We start from the raw sequence: 18,261 nt of genomic DNA, 5'->3' as shown, positions 1-18,261 counted from the left end.
CTGTTAACGCGCGGATGAACCGAAGGCTTGCGCAAGGCAACGCTCGACAGTCGCTTCATGCATGGATCGGTCGATAGTGTCGGCATTCGGCATCGCGTTCGCCACGCCCGCCGCAATCGCCTCGGGAGTCGCCGCGCTGGGTCCATGTTGCGCTATTGACTGAGAGAGTGCTTCCAGCGCTACGGGCGGACCATCAAGCGCGCCAAGCACCACGCGGGCCAAACCGGTTTGCGCTTCGAACGCGGCGGCCGCGCTTGCGTGTGGGAACTCACCCGTCTTGCGGCACAGCTTGTGATAGCCCCAGCGCAAGGTGAGTCCCATCCTCGGCAACAAAACCGCTGAGATGATCTCGCCTTCCTCCAACAGCGTCGTGAATGCGCCCAGCATGAACTCGCTGGCACGCACGCGGCGCGTACCGCTTGCCTTCGCGAGTTCGATCCGGGCGTCGAGAGTGGCAAGCGCCAACGGCCAGTCCGCTGCAGGATCAGCGTGCGCAAGGCTGCCGCCAATGGTTCCTCTATTGCGAATTGCTCTATATGCAATACCCGAGGCGACATACTGCATAAAATCGTTCCGCAAAAGCTCGTACTTGCCGTCCTCAATTTCCGCATGAGTGATGGCCGCACCCACACGAATAAGGTCGCCTGAAACGGTCACGCTGCGCAGTTCATCGACACGCGATACGTCGATCACTTTCGACGGCCTTGCCAGCCGGAGATTGAGCATTGGCCCCATCGACTGGCTACCGGCTATTGGTTTGACGCTCCCGGCCGAAGCGCCGAGTTCGCTTAGCGCTTGCGGCAGCGTCGCGGCCCTGACGTAATCAAAAGCGGCGGCCTTCATCGAATCACCTCGTGAACAGGTTCTGCCGATGCCTCTGCCTTGTCGCGTGCAGCGGCCTTCGCAGCTTCAATGGCCGTGAGCAACCTACGCGGCGTGAGAGGTGTTTCGGAGACGAGTGCTCCCAAGGGGCTGAGCGCGTCGTTCACCGCATTGAAAAGTGCCGCCGGAGGCGCGATCGCGCCCCCTTCACCGACACCCTTCGCGCCGAACTCGGTATAGGGCGACAGCGTTTCCATATGAAGAATTGTCAGCGGCGGAAGCTCCGTCGGCCCCGGCAACATGTAGTCGGCAAGCGTAGAGGTCAGAGGCTGGGCATTTTCGTCATATAGCGTCTCTTCATAGAATGCCGTACCAATGCCTTGTGCCGTGCCGCCAATGGTCTGCCCTTCGACAACCATCGGGTTGATCATTCTTCCGCAATCCTCAACAATCACGTATTCCAGGATCTCGACGTGGCCGGTTTTTGTATCGACTGCAACGGCGGCCGCATGCGTTGCGTAGCTGAACGCGCCGGTATCGACCTTGGGCTTGAAACCGTGAGTTGCCTCGAGGCCCGTCAGGTCGACGCCCTTGGGCAGACGTTCGGGCCGCAAGTACCAGGCGTGCCCGATATCCGCCAGGGACACCCGTCCCGTTGCGCCGATAACCTCGCCAGCCTCGAACCGGACTGCGTCCTCCATTTCACCAAGGATATGCGCGCCAATTTTGATCAGCCGCGGCACCAGTTCGCGGCATGTTGCAGCGACCGCGCCGCCAGCCATGACAATACTGCGCGACGCATACGTACCCGTTGAATACGGCGTGAGAGCCGTGTCGCCGTGAATGACCTTGATCTTCTGGATGGGTACGCCCAACACCTCATTGGCGATCTGTGCCAGGGTAGTTTCCATGCCCTGCCCATGGGAGTGAATGCCGGCGCGTACTTCGAGACCGCCGTCCGCGGTAATGCGCACAGTTGCCAGGTCATAACCGGGAACGACCGGCAAACCCCACGACGCGAACACCGCCGTTCCATGAGCTGACTGTTCGGTGAAGGTCGCAAAACCGATACCGATCAGCCTGCCGTCCGGCTCGCGCTCTTTCTGGCGGCGGCGCCATTTGGCGACATCGAGTTGTGCGGCTGCGCGCTTCAGACTCTCCTGGAAATCGCCGCTGTCGTAGTGCTTTTTGACAACGTTCGTATAGGGCATGTCCGACCCACGAACCAGGTTGTCGTAACGCACTTCCCACGCCTCGCGACCGACCGCCCGCGCTATGGCGTCCATGGTCAGCTCAATCGCGAAGCAGACGCCTGTACGGGCCACGCCGCGATACGGCAGAAAGCCCGGCTTGTTGGTCGCCGCGCACTGCGTATGGCAGCGGTAACCACTGAAATCATACGGGCCGGGCAGGTTGCCAAGGGCCTGTCCTGTTTCCAGTCCTATCGTAAAAGGCCACGCCGAATAGGCCCCGCCATCGATCAACAGATCGCAGTCCAGCGCCAGGAGCCGCCCGTTCTTGTCCGCATAGGCCGTCAGTTCGTAATGATGCTGACGCGTGTTGGCGCCCGCGATCAGATGCTCGCGACGATCTTCGATAAACCGGAAGGGCCGCTTGTACGTGAGAGCGAGCCACGCAATGCAAAGCTCTTCCTGCTGGAGAACGCATTTATATCCGAACGCGCCGCCAACATCGGGCGAAATCACGCGGACTTGAGCATGATCGATTCCCAGGCATTGAGACAGCACCGTGCGGATCATGTGCGGCACCTGGGTCGACGTAATCACGACAAGTTGCGCCTGGGTATGATCCCAGTACGCCAGCACCGCCTTGCCTTCCATGGGGACCATGCACTGGCGCGCCAGGTCGACCTTCTGCTTCACGACGACGGGCGCATCCTTGGAGCGTTCGTCGAAATTCACATCCGCCTTGAGGTCGAGGAAGAGATTGTCGGTCCAGTGATCATGCACACGGACATCGGTGCGCTCACGGGCCGCAAAGGCGCTTGCAAATGCGGGCAGCTCCTCCAGATCAAGCTCAACCTCTTCCGCGATGTCCTCAGCCTCGGCGCGAGAACTCGCGAAACACATGGCCACAGGCTCGCCGACAAAACGGACCTTCCCCGAAGCAAGCGGAGGATGCGCGGAAGGCTTGTACGTTGGCAAGCTGGAGTCGGCCACAATGTCCGTGGCGGTATGCATGTCTTCCCGCACAATGACCCGGTCGGAGAAGCGCTCCGGCTTGCCAATGTGCTCAATACGCGCGTGCGCAAGCGGGCTGCGCAAGAACGCGACTTCCTGCAGATCAGGAAACGTATAGTCGGCGACAAATCGCCCTTTCCCATGCAGATGCCGCTCATCTTCGCGCCGCCTCACGCGAGCGCCGACGCCGCCACTTTCAATGGGCGCTTCCGTCGGTTCAGTGCTGCTCATATGCCTCTCCCAAGTTCGTAGCCCGCGAATAACATTGTCTGATCACGCCGTTCAAACAGGATAGGCCAGATCGTTTGCGATCATGGCAGTGTCATAAACCGCCTGCCGTTCCTTGAGAAGAAGGTCAGCGCCGTTGCGCGCAAAGCGGTCAAAAAGCCGGCCGGCCTGATGCAGCGAGGTCGCCCCTTCAACCAGCGTCTGCAGCAACATGTAATTGCTCTGAGCAATGATCTCTTCATCGGTCACATTGAGGATGCGGACGTTGGTGATGAAATGCAGCATCTGTCTGGGCGCGAACATCTGGGTTCTGGAAATGGCTACTGCACGGTCGCGGAGCATGTTCCGGCCTTCCGCGTAGACCAAACCGACCGGAAAACCATGAGCAGCGTTTTCGTACTCGGTCACGCGGTAAACACAGTCTTCCGTGAAAAACTCTGGCCACTGTTCGATGTCGCCGCCGTCGAGCACAGCACAATATTCAGCATGAAAATCCTCCACGGCCAGGCGCGCTGCAAGCGCCATGTCGCGTGCAATCGGTTTTTTTTCGAATCCTGGCAGCATTTAGAACCCCATTACTTCACGATAGTGCTTGTACATCGCACGAATGGCCGCTTCAGAGATCAGGCTATCCGCGGTTCCAATGTTTTCGCTGTCAAGCTTGATAACGCTGCGGTCCGTTACGGAGCGGCGAACCCCCTCCTGAACAAACTTCATTGCTTCGTTATCCTCCAGACCCAGGAAACCCGCCGGTCCCATCAGGTTGCCCTGGCGAAGCCGGTGGCGCGTGGTCTCTTCGGTATCGTCCTCGTAGCCGAACATGGTCCATAGCATGATCATGCTGTTCGGGCCGTTGGGGACAATATGCCGTACGCCCAAGGTGTTCATTTCGCGCTGAACAATCAGGTTCGGCCAGATCGTCTGCATGGTCACCGACCACTCGGAATCAAATTCCTTGACGTACTCAAGAAAGCGCTCGTCCTTCAGGACCATGCCCTCGTGAAACGAACGCATCTCTTTCTTCTTGTCGGCATCCACCGCCGCATAAAGTGAATCACTTTTCGCCGATGCCATCGTCCCGTGAATCCCGCGCTTGCTGTCGGCCACCATCGCCGACCGGTTGCCCGCGACCAGCAGGCCAAACACAACAAGGAACGAGTGCAGCAGGGTCGCGTGATACGGGTCCTTCAGATTCTCGTGATACATCTTCCAGTTGCACGGCAACTCGTTCTTGTAAAACCCGAGAATGCGCAACTTCTTGCCGTTAAAGACAGCGTCGAAATCTTTCAGGATTTCGGGTGTCAGGTAATCTTCAATCGGCTCCATGTCGTGCGTGAATGACGCGAAGACCACACCATTGCGCGTGGTGACAGCGAGCCTCTTGAGACCGTGGTCCTCGTTGCGGAAGTCGCGCGGCATCCCGCCGAGCTTGTTCACACCGCGTTTGAACGGAATACCTTGCAGGTTCCCTTTCAGGTCATAAGACCACTGGTGATACGGGCAGACAAATTCGGTATTGTTGCCGCGCGTGTGGCGACAGAACTCGGCGCCACGGTGGGCGCAACGATTCTCGAAGACGTGGATGGAACCGTCTTCTGCGCGCGATACAACCACCGGCGTCGGCCCCACGTATGAACGCTTGTAGTCCCCGCTATTCGGAACCTCGGCCTCGAGTGCAACGAAGTTCCAGGTGGGGCCGTGAAAAATCCGTTCTACCTCGCGAGCGTATACATCGTCACTCGTATAGACCCAGTCCGGGATCGCATGAAGGCCCTCTTCCGGCCAGACCAGTTGTTCGATGGGCTTATTCTTGACGCTCGGCGTACCGAGGCCGATGACTGTCTCTGACGAATACAAAATGCTCTCCTGAATACGTTATGAGTGAGCTTGTCGTTCAAGTTGCCGCAGCTTGACGCTCGGGTCCGCGAGAGCTTCGGGATCGACCTGGGTCGCCTGCTCAACAAAACGACGAATTGCCCGCAGCTCACCTCCGTTATTTACCGCGAGCGCGTACGCAATCGCGTTATCCCGCAAGCCCATGAGCAAGGTCTTGTCGATGGAAGTCCGACGCTCGATCCACTGATCCATTGGACCGTCGAGCATGCCCAGCATCTGGACGTTCCAGTCGTACTGGTCAGTCCAGAACCAGGGGTTTGGGCGATACTCGACCGACTCTCCCAGCATATTGCGGGCAGCGACAATCGCCTGGTCCTGCGCGTTCTGCCATGACTCCAGACGCAAACGCCTGCCGGACGCTCCAAACGGAAAATTCGCACAATCGCCTGCTGCATAAAAGCCGGCAACCGACGTCTCGCAATGCGCATCAACGTGTATGCCGTTACCCGTCTCAAGACCGGAAGCCCTGGCGAGCGATTCATTCGGCTCCTGCCCAATGGCAACCACAACGAAGTCAAAGCGCTCCGACGTATTCCCTTCGAACCTTAGGTTCACCCCGCCCGCCTCTTCCGTTGTGGAAATCAGCTTTGCGCCGAGCATGAACCTGACTCCATTCTGTTCGTGCTTGGCGCGTAGACGCTGAGAGAATTCGCGCGGCAGCGCGCGTCCCAGCAACTGCTCAGCGGCTTCCACGACAGTGACATCGATTCCACGGGCCCTGGCACTTGCGGCGAACTCCAGCCCGAGGAAACCTCCCCCGATAACCGCCACCGAACGCGCGCCAGCCATGCGCTCTCGTACTCTCATCGCGTCCTGCAGCGTGCGCAGCGTAAAAACATGGCGGCTGTCCGGCGTTCCGGGAAGCCGACGCGCTCGCCCACCCGTCGTAATCAGACATTTGTCAAACCTGACGCTTCGCCCACTTCGGAAGGTTGCTGTGCGGTGCATCACATCGAGTAGTTCAACGCTATCCGCGATCCAGTCGATATTGCTCGTCTCGTAGAAGTCACTCGAGTGAAGCCACGCGTCAAAGCAGTCGTTATCGTCAATCGCCGTCAGCATGGTCTTCGACAATGCCGGACGCTCGTAAGGCCGGTGCTGTTCGTCACCGGCGAGCACGATCGAGCCGTCGAAGCCTTGTGCCCGCAGCGTCTCGGCTGCGCGGCCACCGGCCTGTCCCGCGCCGATAATCAAGATCGTTTCCACTTTTAAATTCCTGGCTTGAGTCAAAGGGGGGATCGCTTAAAGCTCGACCATCACGGCGCCCTTTTCGATCTGAATCTTGTAAGTCCTGATCGGCGCGGTCGTGGGCGCGCACAGGGCGGCACCGGTCCTCACGTCGAATTTCCCCTGATGAAGCGGACACTCAATGCATCCGTCTTCCAGAAAACCGTCGCTAAGCAACGCGAACTGGTGGGTGCAAACGTTATGCGTTGCATAGACCTCACCGTCTACCAGGTACAGAGCGATCTGTTCGTTCTCGATCGTCGTGGCATAAGGTTCATCCGCGCTCAGATCGTCAAGGTTTGCTGCGAATTTGAGTGTCATCACTTTGCCTGGTGAATTGATCAGTATGCTGATGAAATAATCATAGCTCTAATCCGCCCTGAGTCAATATTGTCAAAACTATCGTTTACCCTTTGTGAGCGTATTTACAGATAAAGGGGCGGATTTGCAGGCCGATGCATTTGGTTTCTCCGCGGTCGCGCCACGGATGCAGACCGGGAGTGTTCTCGTCGCATCTGCAGCTTCCTTGAGAGCGTGGACCGTGCCCTCTATGCCTCAAAAGCAAATTGCGGCCAGCCGAAGCAAGAGTTAGCGTTGTCTTTTGGGAGGAAGGAAGGTGTAAGCAGACGAATCTACCGGCCCTGAAATCCCGCCTTTCGGTCGTGACCACTAGTGCGAGATTCGTTGCCCGTATGAGAGATATGTCGCTGTGTCCGCGCTGATATGCGTCTGGACATGGAAATGAATGGGTCTTTCGACCTTGCGTAGCAAGACCTTCTCGCGTCAGCGACGATCGCTGATCAATCACTTGTCAGCGTCGTAGATCCAGCCCGCTGACTGTTCTTTTCCGGACGATGACGGAAAGGCAAAATGCCCCGACGCGTGTGGAGAGGTCGAGATCGCTTTCGACTAAAAAAGCACAGCGCAAAACCGACCAGCCATAACGAGAAATACGTCATTACAAACAGCAGGAGTAACTCGATAATGTGAGCCACATGACCTCCCGGACTCCCGCTTAAGTGTAGTGAGCGAGCCGCTTACTTCGGTTTGCCGCATAACCGGTTTTCACTCCTGCTGCCACGGTTACGCGGAGGGTTAGTGCCCTATCGCGTAGCTGCTTCTGCCCACTCAGTCTGCTAGGAAAACTGTTCGGGGCGAAACAAAATGCGTTGGACAATGTATTGAACCGGCACACCGCTCGGCGGTCGACACTCCACTATCTGCCCCACCCGCGCGCCAAGAAGCGCGAAACCGGCGGGCGAAAGAACCGATATGCATCCCCGTTCGTAGTCCGCTTCATCCGGATAGACAAGCGTCCATTGATGGGCGTGACCGCTCGCGACCTCCGTGCATTCGATCCTGGTATTCACCATGACAACATCCGCCGGCACTTCGGCTGCGTCAAGCAGCATGGCGGTCTCCTCAAGCTCCTCCACGAGCGTACGCTGCTCGGATGAGGCACCCGACACGCGTGCACAACGCTTGAGCCGTTCCATATCGAGCTCGGACAGAATAGGCATGGCAACAGTCCTGGATCTGGCCAATGTGGATGGTTGAAGTTTATTGAATGACATGTGTACCTCGGGTGCAAATAAATATTAAGTGGGCTTACGCAACCGTCATCAAACCGTTTCTTATATAGTTAGTTATCCTGCACGATAAAAAACTCCAGGCCGCTGACATGGGAAGACCATGCGCGCAGCAGGATCGCTTCCGGTTTCCCCGGAGAATCAATGGAAAAACGACTTGCTTAACGGTTTAAACCGCTGCTCGAAATGATTCACCCCGCCGCCGAACAGACGGCCACGCGTGCGCTTCCAACGCCCGTTCCTGACAGGAATCGACGCCGATGAGGTGATGTGAGATGTGCGGGAGGAGAAGGCCCGGTTCGCGCGTTGACTAAAGATCAGTAATCAGTAGTTACGCAGGAGCCGGGCTCAAGGAAGTGCGGACATGTCCGCCGGACGTGCGCGGCTCCAGTTGAGCTGCGTGACTCTCAATTTTCCGCTCGCACGCAGGCATCTTCCGGTCATGACCGGAAGATGCAACGCTGCGAGCGAATGAAACGAAATGAGAAACACGGTAGTTGCCTATGTCAAGAGGGCTTAAGAGGAACGAACGAAGCGCAAGGCTTCATTAAAGCTTGTTTGTCAGGATATTGCAAGCTTTCAAGTTGCGAGCATGCCTTCCCTCGTCCGTTGAAGCGAGATTCAGAACATCCCAATTGCGTTGGCGGACATTGTCGGGTTGGGCTCGGCGATCCGTGGGATGCAGTTTTTCCTGCACGCGCTTCTTTTTCTCGAACCGGATACATCCGAGATGCATCCCCACACAAGCGAGATACAAGCGAATCCCATTGTCACACCTCGATCACCGGTGGCATTGGCCGTAATCTTCCGCAAGAAGCGCCAAAGGCCTTCGCTGACACTGTAATCGAAGTCGCCAGCTACTGAACGGATCGGATCCGCGGCGTCCTTACTTGCCCGTCATCTAAACAATAGCCGTTCGAGTCGCGGACGGCGCGTTTGCACGCTACGAAGCCGTGACGCCCATTCCGGCAGCTGCTACGGCTTTGCACGCTGAGTTCAGGATGCGTTTCGCTTTTTGCAATCGCTGGGGGCGTCGTGTATGAAGGGCGGACAGCCTCCCCACAAGTCTTGCTTCATCAGCAAAACCGTTCAGGTTCACGCCCCAAGCACAGCCGGGCGCCATACTGCGACAAAGCCCTGACCTGCATCAACTGCGCACAGACCGCGACGGCAATGGAAGCAGGCGCCTTATCGACGATCCCCTCCACGCCGATGGGGCACGTCATCTCCGTCAATCGCCGTGGGTCCACACCTCGATCCATCAATCGTCGCTCGAATTTCACGCGTTTCGTCTTCGACCCGATCATGCCGAAGTAAGCGAAATCGTTTCGTCGCATGATCCTGACTGCTAACGAAAAATCCAGAGAATGATCGTGCGTCATCACTAGAAAACAGGCGCCGGCCGGCGCCGAATCGACAATCACATCCGGCGTATCGGTTGCTTCGATCTCTACGTTGCCGGGCACTTCGTCGGGAAATAATTCATCGCGTGCATCAACCCACTGAACCACGCAAGGCAGCATGCCGAGCAACTTGACAAGCGCATGGCCGACGTGCCCCGCTCCAAACAATACGATATGCGTTGGCGGTGCAGCCAACGGTGTCGACAACCCGTGACGGCGGCCGATAATCACAGGTTCCTGGAGCAGGTCCATAGCAAGCCTCGAATCAATGAGCGGCAGCAGTTGCAACCACTGCAGCGCGAACGGCACGCACTGCCTTCAATATTTCCTCGCTGGTCGCGGGCGCATTCAGCGGCGGATTCACAGTGTTATTGCCGACGCTTGCCACTGCATCTCGGATCGCGAAGAACACCGAAAACGGCAGCAGCAAGGGCGGTTCGCCGACAGCCTTCGACCGGTGGATGCTGTCCTCCGCGTTGCGGTTCTTGAACAACCGGACATCGAACACGGGCGGGCAATCATTGACGGTCGGGATCTTGTAAGTTGATGGCGCATGGGTCATCAGCTTGCCGCCCGCGTTCCACCACAATTCCTCGGTCGTCAGCCATCCCATTCCCTGGATGAAGCCGCCTTCGACCTGCCCTACGTCCAAGGCCGGATTAAGCGACGCGCCTACGTCGTGCAATGCGTCGGCGCGCAGCACACGCATTTCGCCGGTCAGCGTGTCGATCACGACTTCGGAAACCGCTGCGCCATAGGAGTAGTAAGAGAAGGGCCGACCCTGCATCTTCCCCTGGTCCCAGTAGAGCTTTGGGGTCTTGTAGAAACCATCGGACCATAACTGCACCCGCGCGCGATACGCCTGCATGATCACTTCGTCGAAGGGGATCGCCTTGTCGCCCACCACAATGCGGTCGTCGACGAAACGCACGTCGCGCGCGTCGACCTGGCCCGCGCCATAGTGCTCGGCGGCCAGCGCGGCGAGCCGTTCGCGCAATTGCCGGGCGGCGTCCTGCGCGGCCTTGCCGTTCAAATCGCTACCGGTCGACGCCGCCGTCGCCGATGTGTTCGCCACTTTGCTCGTGTCGGTCGCCGTGACGCGGACACGGTTGAAACGGATGCCGAGCTCGTGCGCGACGACCTGCGCAACTTTCGTATTGAGCCCCTGCCCCATCTCCGTGCCGCCGTGATTCACGAGTACCGAACCGTCGGTGTAAATGTGCACCAGCGCGCCGGCCTGGTTAAAGTGAGTCACGTTGAACGCAATGCCGAACTTCACCGGCGTCAGCGCGAGCCCCTTTTTCAGCACATCGTTGTTTGCGTTGAATTCGCGCACAGCCTCGCGACGAGCGCGGTAATTGCTGGTGGCTTCGAGCTCGTCGAGCAGTTCGTGAATCACGTTGTCTTCAACCGCCTGACCGTACGGAGTCACGTTTTGCTCGGTCTTGCCGTACAAATTCCGGCGGCGCACATCGAGCGAATCGAGCCCCACCGAACGCGCGATGTTGTCGACAATGTACTCGATCGCGAACGCGCCCTGCGGTCCGCCGAAGCCTCGAAACGCCGTGTTCGACTGCGTGTTGGTCTTGCCGCAGAACCCGTCGATAGATACATGCGGCAACCAGTACGCATTGTCGAAATGGCACAGCGCGCGGGTCATCACCGGACCTGAAAGATCGGCCGAAAAACCGCAACGCGACGTCATGTCGACGGACACGCCGTCGATCAGACCGGTGTCGTCATAGCCGACTTCGTATGTGTAGTGAAAGTCGTGCCGCTTGCCGGTGATCATCATGTCGTCGTCGCGATCCGGACGCAGTTTCACGGGGCACAGCAGCTTCCATGCGGCGAGCGCCGCGCAGCACGCGAACAGTCCCGATTGCGACTCCTTGCCGCCGAAGCCCCCACCCATCCTCCTGCATTCGACCAGCACGTTGTGCGACGCGACGTTGAGCATATGCGCGACCATGTGCTGCATTTCAGACGGATGCTGCGTCGAGCACCACACGTGCATGCCATCGTCGTCCTTCGGCACGGCGTACGAAATCTGACCTTCCAGGTAGAACTGTTCCTGACCGCCCAGTAGCATTTCGCCGGTCTCGCGATGCGCGGCCAACGCGATCTTCGAACCGGCGTCGCCACGCGCGAGCTTCATTGGCGGCAGCACGTGGGAGTTGGCCGCGCGCGCCTGTTGCGGCGTGAGGATCGCCGGTAACTCTTCATACACGACCTCCGCACGGCGCACGGCGCGACGGGCAATGTCATGCGACATCGCGACGACAATGAACATCGGCTGACCGACGAACTGCACAATGCCATCGGCGAGGATCGGGTCGTCACCGTGAATGATGGGGCCGACATCGTTCACGCCAGGGATGTCGGCCGCAGTCAGGACGGCAACAACGCCAGGCATCGCGCGCACGGCATCGAACGACATCGATACGATCTTTGCGTGCGCCTTCGCCGACAATCCGAGGGCGGCGTGCAACGTGCCGGCGACTACCGGAATGTCGTCGGTGTAGCTCGCGCGGCCGCTGACGTGCAGATGCGCGGATTCATGCGGACGCGAAACGTGGACCTGTGTGAAGTCTGCTTCGAGAAGGTCCTTTGCTTCCTTCATGTCCCTCAGGAACGGTTCGGCTTGCTGATTCATTTCTGTTGTTCTCCGTGTCCTTCGAGGTTCAGGAAGCAGTCACTGCGCGTACGTCGAGCGCCGCTTTCGGCAACGGATTATCTGGACGTGTCTCGAGCCAGAAGCGATGCAATGTATTCTTTGCGGCTTCGAGCCGGTAGTCGCTCGACGCGCGCATGTCGGACAACGGCGCGTAGTCTTTCGCGAGCGCGAGCATGGCCGCCTGCGCGGTGGCTTCGTGCCAGTCGGCGTCGCGCAGCACGTCTTCTACGTGCGTCGCGCGCTTGGGCGTTGCGGCCATTCCGCCGAACGCGATGCGCGGATCGCGAATCGTGTGGCCGTCGGCGATAAAAGAAAGTGCGGCGCACACCGCCGAGATATCCGAGTCAAAACGCTTCGATAACTTGTAAGTGCGGAACTGCAGATTCGCGCGCACACCGGTGCGCGTGGGTACTTTCAAGCCGACGACAAATTCGTGCTCGGCCATGTCCTTCTTCTGATACGCGAGGTACAGGCCTTCGAGCGGCATGACGCGCTCGACGTCGTTTCCGCGAACTACCACGTGTGCGCCGAGCGCGATCAGCCCAGGCATGGAATCACCAATCGGCGAACCGTTCGCGATGTTGCCGCCGAGCGTGCCGGCGTTGCGGATCGGCAGCGACGCAAAGCGTTTCCACATTTCCTTCAGTTCGGGATAGTGCTTCGCGAGTTCTTCGTAGGCGCGTTCCACCGTGACACCCGCGCCGATTTCGATCCAGCCATCCGACGTTTCGATCTTCTGCAGCGCGCTGATTCGCCCGACATAAACGATGTCGCCAAGATCACGCATCAGTTTCGTGACCCACAGGCCGATGTCGGTGCTGCCAGACAGAATACGCGTCGACGGTTGCGCCGCCTTGATACGCGCGAGCTCGTCTACGGTGCACGGTGCGACGAAGCGCTGGCCCGCGTATTCGTAGCGGAACGCGTCTTCGCGTTCGAGCGTTTCGAGTGTACGGGACAGCGCGGCGACATCGACCGGTGCTTTTGGCGCGGGGACTTCGAACATCCGCACCGCCGCGTCGACGATGGGCCGGTAGCCCGTGCAGCGGCACAAGTTACCGGTCAGCGCGTCGGAAATATCGGCGCGCGACGGTACGCTTTTGTCCGCGCATGAATGTTCGTGGCCGTGCTTCTCGTACAACGACCACATCGACATCACGAAGCCGGGCGTGCAGAAGCCACACTGCGAGCCGTGGCATTCGACCATCGCTTCCTGCACCGGATGCAGCGAACCGTCCGGCTGACGCAGGTCTTCGACGGTGAACAACGCTTTGCCGTCGAGCGTTGGCAGGAACTGAATGCACGCGTTGACCGCCTTGAAACTGACGCCGCCCGCTTCGTCGCGTTCGCCGAGAACGACCGTGCACGCGCCGCAATCGCCTTCGGCGCAGCCTTCTTTCGTGCCAGTGCAGAGCGCGTCTTCGCGCAGGTACTGGAGGACGGTGCGCGTGACGGCTGCGTCGCTGACTTCGCGGATCGCGTTGCGGTGGTAGAAGCGGATGGGCTGGCTCATGTCTCGGTGCTCGCGTTGGTTTGCGCTGCTGCTTTTCGGGTCGTCTTGGCGTCGTTTTAGTGTCGTTCTAGCGTCGTTCCGCGGTTTTTTTCGACTGGCCTGACAGCCGCCGCAGTGACGGTTCGAAAAGTATCACTGTCAATATTCAGAACCCATAGCGGGGAAGATATGCGCGTCATATCGCTGTGGCGATAAGTCACAGGCAGGGGGGATGTGTCGTTGCGCCCTTCTGGAGCAAAAATGGTGATCCGCCCGTCGCTATTGGGTGCCATCGGTCGCCTGGCTGACGTTCGCACTCTGGTGCGAATTCGTGCTGCCACGGGCAACCAACGATCATGCCCGCACGGTCAGCGTCTTCACGCGAAACGGATTGCCTCCGACTGCCACCGCACCGCTTACACGTTGACCAAGTCCCGAGCGTGATGATCCTTCGTCCTCCAGGTTGAGTTCCGATACGGTCATCCGGATGGCAGAACCTCCGGTGTTTGCCACGACAACGGCAAGCTCATCGGAACAACGCGGATTGTTTGTATCGCTATGTATCTGCACGGGGCATGGACACACAACGTTTCACCCACGCTGCGTTCTGGACACAAGCCAGATACTTCCACGCGATCTAATACATTCACGCCAGCCCTGATTCACGGTGCACTCGAATCTAGTCTGGCTCGATTCAGCTTCAACCACTTAACGCGCAAACCGGTGTTTGCGAAAACACACTCTCCAGAGGTAGAAACCATGAAACTCGTTCAATCGCTGATCATTGCCGCTGTCGTTGCCATCCCGGCCGTATCGTTCGCTCAATCCAACGAATCTCTTACCCGGGCCGAGGTGCGTGCTCAACTGATCCAGCTGGAGAAGGCCGGCTATAACCCCGCTGGCGATCAGACGCAATATCCGAAGAACATTGAAGCAGCGCAAGCGCGGATCGACGCGGCGAACGGCGTGTCAGCATCTTCGTATGGTTCGTCGACTAGCGGCACCACTGCGGCAGGTTCACGCTCCGCGGATTCGAATGTGATCGGCCTGGGCTCGATCTACGCGCATCCCTAAGCTAAAGGTTGCGCCTTGACCGGCGTAACGTCTGCGCGCTTTCGAAGTAGGGGATTGCCTTGGTTATATCAGGGTGCACACCTTCAATTACTCAACGGACATTCCAGACCGCTCGGAAGCGGCCACCCTGTGCGGAAGACGTGCGACCTCGCCTCGTCAAGCGTCACGCCGGAGATTTGTATCGCAACGTATCTGAGAGTCGCATCGACACAAAGCATCGGATTTCCCCGGTTTTATCGACACAAACCAGATACCTGCAAACGTTCTAATGCATCAACGCCGGATTCACCGGTACTGATCAAACCCTCTCAGGAGAATCACATGAAACGTTCAATCATTACTTTGGTTTTTGCCGCATGCGCAGTCTCAGGTTGGGCTCATGCAGCCGGCACGGTCAGCTCGAGCGACGAAGCGGCCAACACCGTTCAGACGCAGCAATGGTCGCCGACCCGCAATAGCATTGCCCCCAAGACCCGCGCGGAAGTTCGTCAGGAACTGGTTCAAGCGGAGCGGGACGGGCAGCTCACTTACCTTAACGGCACGCTGTATAGGGGAGGCATGTAACTACACGTTCATCATCGGCTAATTTCGGTTAGTACAACATAGCGCAAGAAATATTACTGCACCTGGACTACGCAGCAAAATCGTCTTGCGTCACGCCTTACTGGAGCTAGCCCTAGTTACATCACTGAACGCAACGCAGCTCAACGAAACCAGGCAAGGAATCAACCATGGCAAAGCTTGAAAAAGTACTTTACACCGGCAAGACCCACACCACCGGTGGTCGCGACGGCGCGTCCCGCAGCGATGACGGCCGTCTGGACATCGCCCTTTCCTCTCCTGGGAGCAAAGGCGCCGGCACCAATCCCGAGCAACTGCTCGCTGCAGGCTGGTCTGCCTGCTTTATCGGCGCAATGGGTCTTGCGGCGGCCAAATTGAAGATTGCCCTGCCCGCCGACACGGCAGTCGACGCTGAAGTGGATCTTGGTACGACTGCGGGCGCCTATTTCCTTCAGGCACGGCTGAATGTCAGCCTTCCCGGTCTGGACCATGAAGTCGCCCAGTCTCTCGCCGACGCTGCCCACCAGACCTGTCCCTATTCCAAAGCTTTACGCGGCAACATCGATATCGTGATCAAGGTGGTCTGAGCCAGACGCGCTCTCGTTGCGGCATCGCTCCCGCTGTCCGGCCGGTTCGATGCCGCGTTGCAACTCAAGTCACTGCGGCAACCGGACCCCTTGCTGCCCGAAGCAATTCGCGAGTATCCGGGCGGCGCGACGCCCCAGCGGCACCTGCCAGACCGCTCAACTCGCGATCGAGCATCGGCTGCCGGAAAACAAGACATCGTAAAGATCAAACACTCTGCTGCCTCAATACCGGCTTCAATCGCGGCTTCAGCTTCACCATGGCGCGCGGACTTCTCGCGCCCCGCTCGAAGTAACTCCATACCGGCGCACCCAATCCGGCCGGCGTCGACATCCAAGCCCCTTGCCTCCTATGGCGTCGTGCACGAACATGGCTTTTGCTATATTCCATGTTTCCCCTGGCAACATTTAAATCATGCGAGTCGGCCGTCCCGTTCAAGCCCTGCCCCATCCGAATTGCGACTATTGCGGCGCAAAGGCAACGCTTGTGCGGCCCGGAGAGGCGGCTTACCCGTATCAGGACGGACACGGGCCCCTGTGGCTATGCGCACCGTGCGAGGCCTGGATCGGGATATTCGCACGCAGCACTCGCAACCTCCCGCTCGGCCGGCTGGCGAATGCCGAATTGCGGGAATGGAAAGCAAGACTCCACGCCGCCCTGGAACCCATGGCGGAGGCAAAGGCGAGACGCGATGGCGTGAGCATCTTCGAGGCAAGATCAAAGGGCTATAAGTGGCTGGCGGGAGAACTAAAGATAGAACCGAAAGCCTGCAACATCAATTTGCTAAATCTTGAACAATGCAGGGCGGCAGTCGGCGTCATCGAACAATTCGAACAAAATCGCCGGACTGACACCCCTTCAGAATAACCGCGACCTGTACGTTAACCTGTGGACAACTCTCCTGACGACTCCATGGCCCGTACCCTACCGTTTAACCGCGGCGCGCAAGCAACGCGTGTCCGCTTGTCCAAAATGCAGCTTCTTCCGATGCCCAGGTCGGAAGCTGACACACTTTCATTGCACGCTCATTGCGCACTGCAGGCGTTGCGCGACGGCACTGGATGGATGGCCGGAACCCAATCCCTTGCAGAAGTTCTGATCCTGACGGCGTACGTCGCCGAGGCGGGATACGGACAAATCACCCGCGACGCGTGGGTGCAGAGCGAGATAGCGATTAACGCCGCGTTTGCGCAAGGCCACGCGACGGGCGTCTGGAAACTGGACGACGCAAGCTGTGAGCAACTCGCCAGCGTCGTGTGCGTGCACGATGCGCAACTCCACAACGCTCCGTTGGGTGTACTCGCCGCAGCCAGCGAACGGCTTGAGCGCCTTAAAGCTGCGGAAGCGGACCCAATGCCAAAGCTAAAGAGGGCATGAACAGAAAAACCTGTCTTTTCCTTACGGCCGCCCGGCGAATTCGCCGCGCCATTCCATGGGCCATTGCGTTACCGCACGAGCGGGTTTTCACTGTGTCAAAACTTCACAACACTGCATATGTCATTGATGAAATAAAGTGACATGGGTACTAGCAAAATGATTAAATTGACCGGGCTGTTTCAGGCGTGACCGGACTTGCATCGCGCGCAGGGAATCGTCTCGTTGTGCATTGGCATTTGTGAAGATCGGCTGAAAACGCGCCGGTCAAATCTAGCGAGAGCACTATGTCGCCTTGGTTCGCCGTCGCCTTAGGCGCTGGAGTTTTCAGCGCAGTCGTCAACGTGACTTGCAACGCGGTTGCTCGCAAGCGCAACTCGGCGCGCAACGCCACCGCGCGTGTCCATGCCGGTCGTCATACCGCATTGGCCGTGGCCATCACCCTCGAAGAGTTTGCCCACCGCTGTCAGGTGACCATTGATCGCGCGGAACGCAGAGACCTTTCGGAGCAGCGGCACGTGCGGTTGGGCGACATCGAAATACCGCCCTTCGCATTTTCCAATGACATTCAATGGCGTGATCTCGACGCCGGGAAGGCATCGTACCTTCGGGCCTTCAGCGCTGATCAAACGCATAACGCCGAGCGGATCCAGTCGGACGATCGTTGCTCGAACGTTGACGAGTTCGCCGCATACATCAAGGGGCATTGCGCTGAATTCGGGCGACGAGCATGGCTGATGGCAGTTGAGCTACGCGAAGAAAATGAATTGGGCGCGGTCAAGGATCACGACTACCTGATCGAGTTCGACGCAGCACTCAGCCGATACACCGCGTGGGAACAGCGCCATAAAGTCCGCAACGAACGAGCCCCCGCTCCTTCACACGTGACTCAAAGTCCGCAACGCTCTGGAAACAGGGGACGGGGACTCGCCGTGGGCGGCCCGGCGTAAGTCTGCATTCCTTGTTGGTGATCAAACGGGCTTTGCGTTTGGCGTCGCCGTATGCGGACGCCGGCAGCCTGTGAGGATATGCTCCCCGTATATTCTCAGAACGGCTTATTCCCGTGGCTAAATCCGCGGCTTATTCCGTTCACGCCGATTTCGAAACACTGCACCGTATTGTTGCTCAATCCGAG

17 protein-coding genes are annotated in these 18,261 nt (G+C 58.6%); 6 read left to right on the top strand and 11 right to left on the bottom strand.

The genetic code is table 11. The annotated features are described in order from the left end of the window. Positions 1-3: 3 nt before the first annotated feature. The 11 genes from SBC1_RS25910 to SBC1_RS25860 all read right to left on the bottom strand — a co-directional run bounded on the left by SBC1_RS25910 (position 4) and on the right by SBC1_RS25860 (position 14,045). Positions 4-843 carry a xanthine dehydrogenase family protein subunit M gene (locus SBC1_RS25910; protein WP_165100888.1) on the bottom strand — a complete coding sequence of 280 codons (840 nt, stop codon included), beginning with the start codon at positions 841-843 and terminating at the stop codon, positions 4-6. Then, positions 840-3,254: a xanthine dehydrogenase family protein molybdopterin-binding subunit gene (locus SBC1_RS25905; RefSeq protein WP_165100891.1), complete on the bottom strand. Its 2,415-nt coding sequence runs from the start codon at positions 3,252-3,254 to the stop codon at positions 840-842. Before SBC1_RS25905 ends, SBC1_RS25910 begins: the two co-directional genes overlap by 4 nt. A gap of 51 nt (positions 3,255-3,305) precedes the next feature. Continuing rightward, a complete protein-coding gene (locus SBC1_RS25900; RefSeq protein ID WP_165100894.1) occupies positions 3,306-3,815 on the bottom strand; it encodes an aromatic-ring-hydroxylating dioxygenase subunit beta in 510 nt (169 codons plus the stop codon). Then, positions 3,816-5,108 carry an aromatic ring-hydroxylating dioxygenase subunit alpha gene (locus SBC1_RS25895; RefSeq protein WP_165100899.1) on the bottom strand — a complete coding sequence of 431 codons (1,293 nt, stop codon included), beginning with the start codon at positions 5,106-5,108 and terminating at the stop codon, positions 3,816-3,818. 18 nt (positions 5,109-5,126) lie between these two features. Continuing rightward, the gene (locus tag SBC1_RS25890) at positions 5,127-6,353 is read right to left on the bottom strand and encodes an NAD(P)/FAD-dependent oxidoreductase (RefSeq protein WP_165100903.1); all 1,227 of its coding nucleotides are present in this window, start codon (positions 6,351-6,353) and stop codon (positions 5,127-5,129) included. A gap of 36 nt (positions 6,354-6,389) precedes the next feature. Further along, positions 6,390-6,695, bottom strand: coding sequence for a non-heme iron oxygenase ferredoxin subunit (locus SBC1_RS25885; RefSeq protein WP_165100907.1), 306 nt, complete (start codon positions 6,693-6,695; stop codon positions 6,390-6,392). Positions 6,696-7,510: 815 nt separating this feature from the next. Beyond that, positions 7,511-7,894 carry a GreA/GreB family elongation factor gene (locus SBC1_RS25880; protein WP_241202188.1) on the bottom strand — a complete coding sequence of 128 codons (384 nt, stop codon included), beginning with the start codon at positions 7,892-7,894 and terminating at the stop codon, positions 7,511-7,513. A gap of 1,145 nt (positions 7,895-9,039) precedes the next feature. Further along, entirely contained in the window at positions 9,040-9,618 is a 579-nt protein-coding gene (gene xdhC / locus SBC1_RS25875) for a xanthine dehydrogenase accessory protein XdhC (RefSeq protein ID WP_165100910.1), read from the bottom strand. Positions 9,619-9,631: 13 nt separating this feature from the next. Then, positions 9,632-12,019 carry a xanthine dehydrogenase molybdopterin binding subunit gene (gene xdhB / locus SBC1_RS25870; RefSeq protein ID WP_165100914.1) on the bottom strand — a complete coding sequence of 796 codons (2,388 nt, stop codon included), beginning with the start codon at positions 12,017-12,019 and terminating at the stop codon, positions 9,632-9,634. A gap of 28 nt (positions 12,020-12,047) precedes the next feature. Further along, positions 12,048-13,553, bottom strand: a complete 1,506-nt coding sequence (gene xdhA / locus SBC1_RS25865; protein WP_165100917.1) for a xanthine dehydrogenase small subunit — start codon at positions 13,551-13,553, stop codon at positions 12,048-12,050. A gap of 333 nt (positions 13,554-13,886) precedes the next feature. After that, entirely contained in the window at positions 13,887-14,045 is a 159-nt protein-coding gene (locus tag SBC1_RS25860; protein ID WP_165100921.1) for a hypothetical protein, read from the bottom strand. Positions 14,046-14,291: 246 nt separating this feature from the next. Here SBC1_RS25860 and SBC1_RS25855 point away from each other — a divergent pair, with 246 nt between their 5' ends. The 6 genes from SBC1_RS25855 to SBC1_RS25830 all read left to right on the top strand — a co-directional run bounded on the left by SBC1_RS25855 (position 14,292) and on the right by SBC1_RS25830 (position 18,076). Continuing rightward, positions 14,292-14,606 carry a DUF4148 domain-containing protein gene (locus tag SBC1_RS25855; RefSeq protein WP_165100924.1) on the top strand — a complete coding sequence of 105 codons (315 nt, stop codon included), beginning with the start codon at positions 14,292-14,294 and terminating at the stop codon, positions 14,604-14,606. Between the two features lie 321 nt (positions 14,607-14,927). Next, on the top strand, positions 14,928-15,170 hold the full coding sequence (locus SBC1_RS25850; RefSeq protein WP_165100927.1) for a DUF4148 domain-containing protein: 243 nt from the start codon (positions 14,928-14,930) through the stop codon (positions 15,168-15,170). 167 nt (positions 15,171-15,337) lie between these two features. After that, positions 15,338-15,754 (top strand): organic hydroperoxide resistance protein, encoded by a 417-nt coding sequence (locus tag SBC1_RS25845; RefSeq protein ID WP_165100930.1) that lies wholly within the window; start codon positions 15,338-15,340, stop codon positions 15,752-15,754. Positions 15,755-16,166: 412 nt separating this feature from the next. After that, positions 16,167-16,619: a zinc-finger-containing protein gene (locus SBC1_RS25840; protein ID WP_165100934.1), complete on the top strand. Its 453-nt coding sequence runs from the start codon at positions 16,167-16,169 to the stop codon at positions 16,617-16,619. 198 nt (positions 16,620-16,817) lie between these two features. Beyond that, the gene (locus SBC1_RS25835) at positions 16,818-17,129 is read left to right on the top strand and encodes a hypothetical protein (protein ID WP_165100938.1); all 312 of its coding nucleotides are present in this window, start codon (positions 16,818-16,820) and stop codon (positions 17,127-17,129) included. Between the two features lie 428 nt (positions 17,130-17,557). Next, positions 17,558-18,076: a hypothetical protein gene (locus SBC1_RS25830; RefSeq protein WP_165100941.1), complete on the top strand. Its 519-nt coding sequence runs from the start codon at positions 17,558-17,560 to the stop codon at positions 18,074-18,076. The last annotated feature ends 185 nt before the right edge of the window (positions 18,077-18,261 follow it).

Source organism: Caballeronia sp. SBC1, assembly GCF_011493005.1.
Taxonomy (GTDB): Bacteria; Pseudomonadota; Gammaproteobacteria; order Burkholderiales; family Burkholderiaceae; genus Caballeronia.
This window is presented reverse-complemented; position numbering and strand designations above follow the sequence as displayed.

What these genes read in the sequence shown, in the direction of transcription:
- SBC1_RS25855 (WP_165100924.1), top strand. Translation starts at nt 14,292, where the DNA reads ATGAAACTCGTTCAATCGCTGATCATTGCCGCTGTCGTTGCCATCCCG.
- xdhA (WP_165100917.1), bottom strand. Translation starts at nt 13,553, where the DNA reads ATGAGCCAGCCCATCCGCTTCTACCACCGCAACGCGATCCGCGAAGTC.
- SBC1_RS25840 (WP_165100934.1), top strand. Translation starts at nt 16,167, where the DNA reads ATGCGAGTCGGCCGTCCCGTTCAAGCCCTGCCCCATCCGAATTGCGAC.
- SBC1_RS25905 (WP_165100891.1), bottom strand. Translation starts at nt 3,254, where the DNA reads ATGAGCAGCACTGAACCGACGGAAGCGCCCATTGAAAGTGGCGGCGTC.
- SBC1_RS25880 (WP_241202188.1), bottom strand. Translation starts at nt 7,894, where the DNA reads ATGCCTATTCTGTCCGAGCTCGATATGGAACGGCTCAAGCGTTGTGCA.
- SBC1_RS25835 (WP_165100938.1), top strand. Translation starts at nt 16,818, where the DNA reads ATGGCCGGAACCCAATCCCTTGCAGAAGTTCTGATCCTGACGGCGTAC.
- SBC1_RS25910 (WP_165100888.1), bottom strand. Translation starts at nt 843, where the DNA reads ATGAAGGCCGCCGCTTTTGATTACGTCAGGGCCGCGACGCTGCCGCAA.
- SBC1_RS25900 (WP_165100894.1), bottom strand. Translation starts at nt 3,815, where the DNA reads ATGCTGCCAGGATTCGAAAAAAAACCGATTGCACGCGACATGGCGCTT.
- SBC1_RS25845 (WP_165100930.1), top strand. Translation starts at nt 15,338, where the DNA reads ATGGCAAAGCTTGAAAAAGTACTTTACACCGGCAAGACCCACACCACC.
- xdhB (WP_165100914.1), bottom strand. Translation starts at nt 12,019, where the DNA reads ATGAATCAGCAAGCCGAACCGTTCCTGAGGGACATGAAGGAAGCAAAG.
- SBC1_RS25850 (WP_165100927.1), top strand. Translation starts at nt 14,928, where the DNA reads ATGAAACGTTCAATCATTACTTTGGTTTTTGCCGCATGCGCAGTCTCA.
- xdhC (WP_165100910.1), bottom strand. Translation starts at nt 9,618, where the DNA reads ATGGACCTGCTCCAGGAACCTGTGATTATCGGCCGCCGTCACGGGTTG.
- SBC1_RS25885 (WP_165100907.1), bottom strand. Translation starts at nt 6,695, where the DNA reads ATGACACTCAAATTCGCAGCAAACCTTGACGATCTGAGCGCGGATGAA.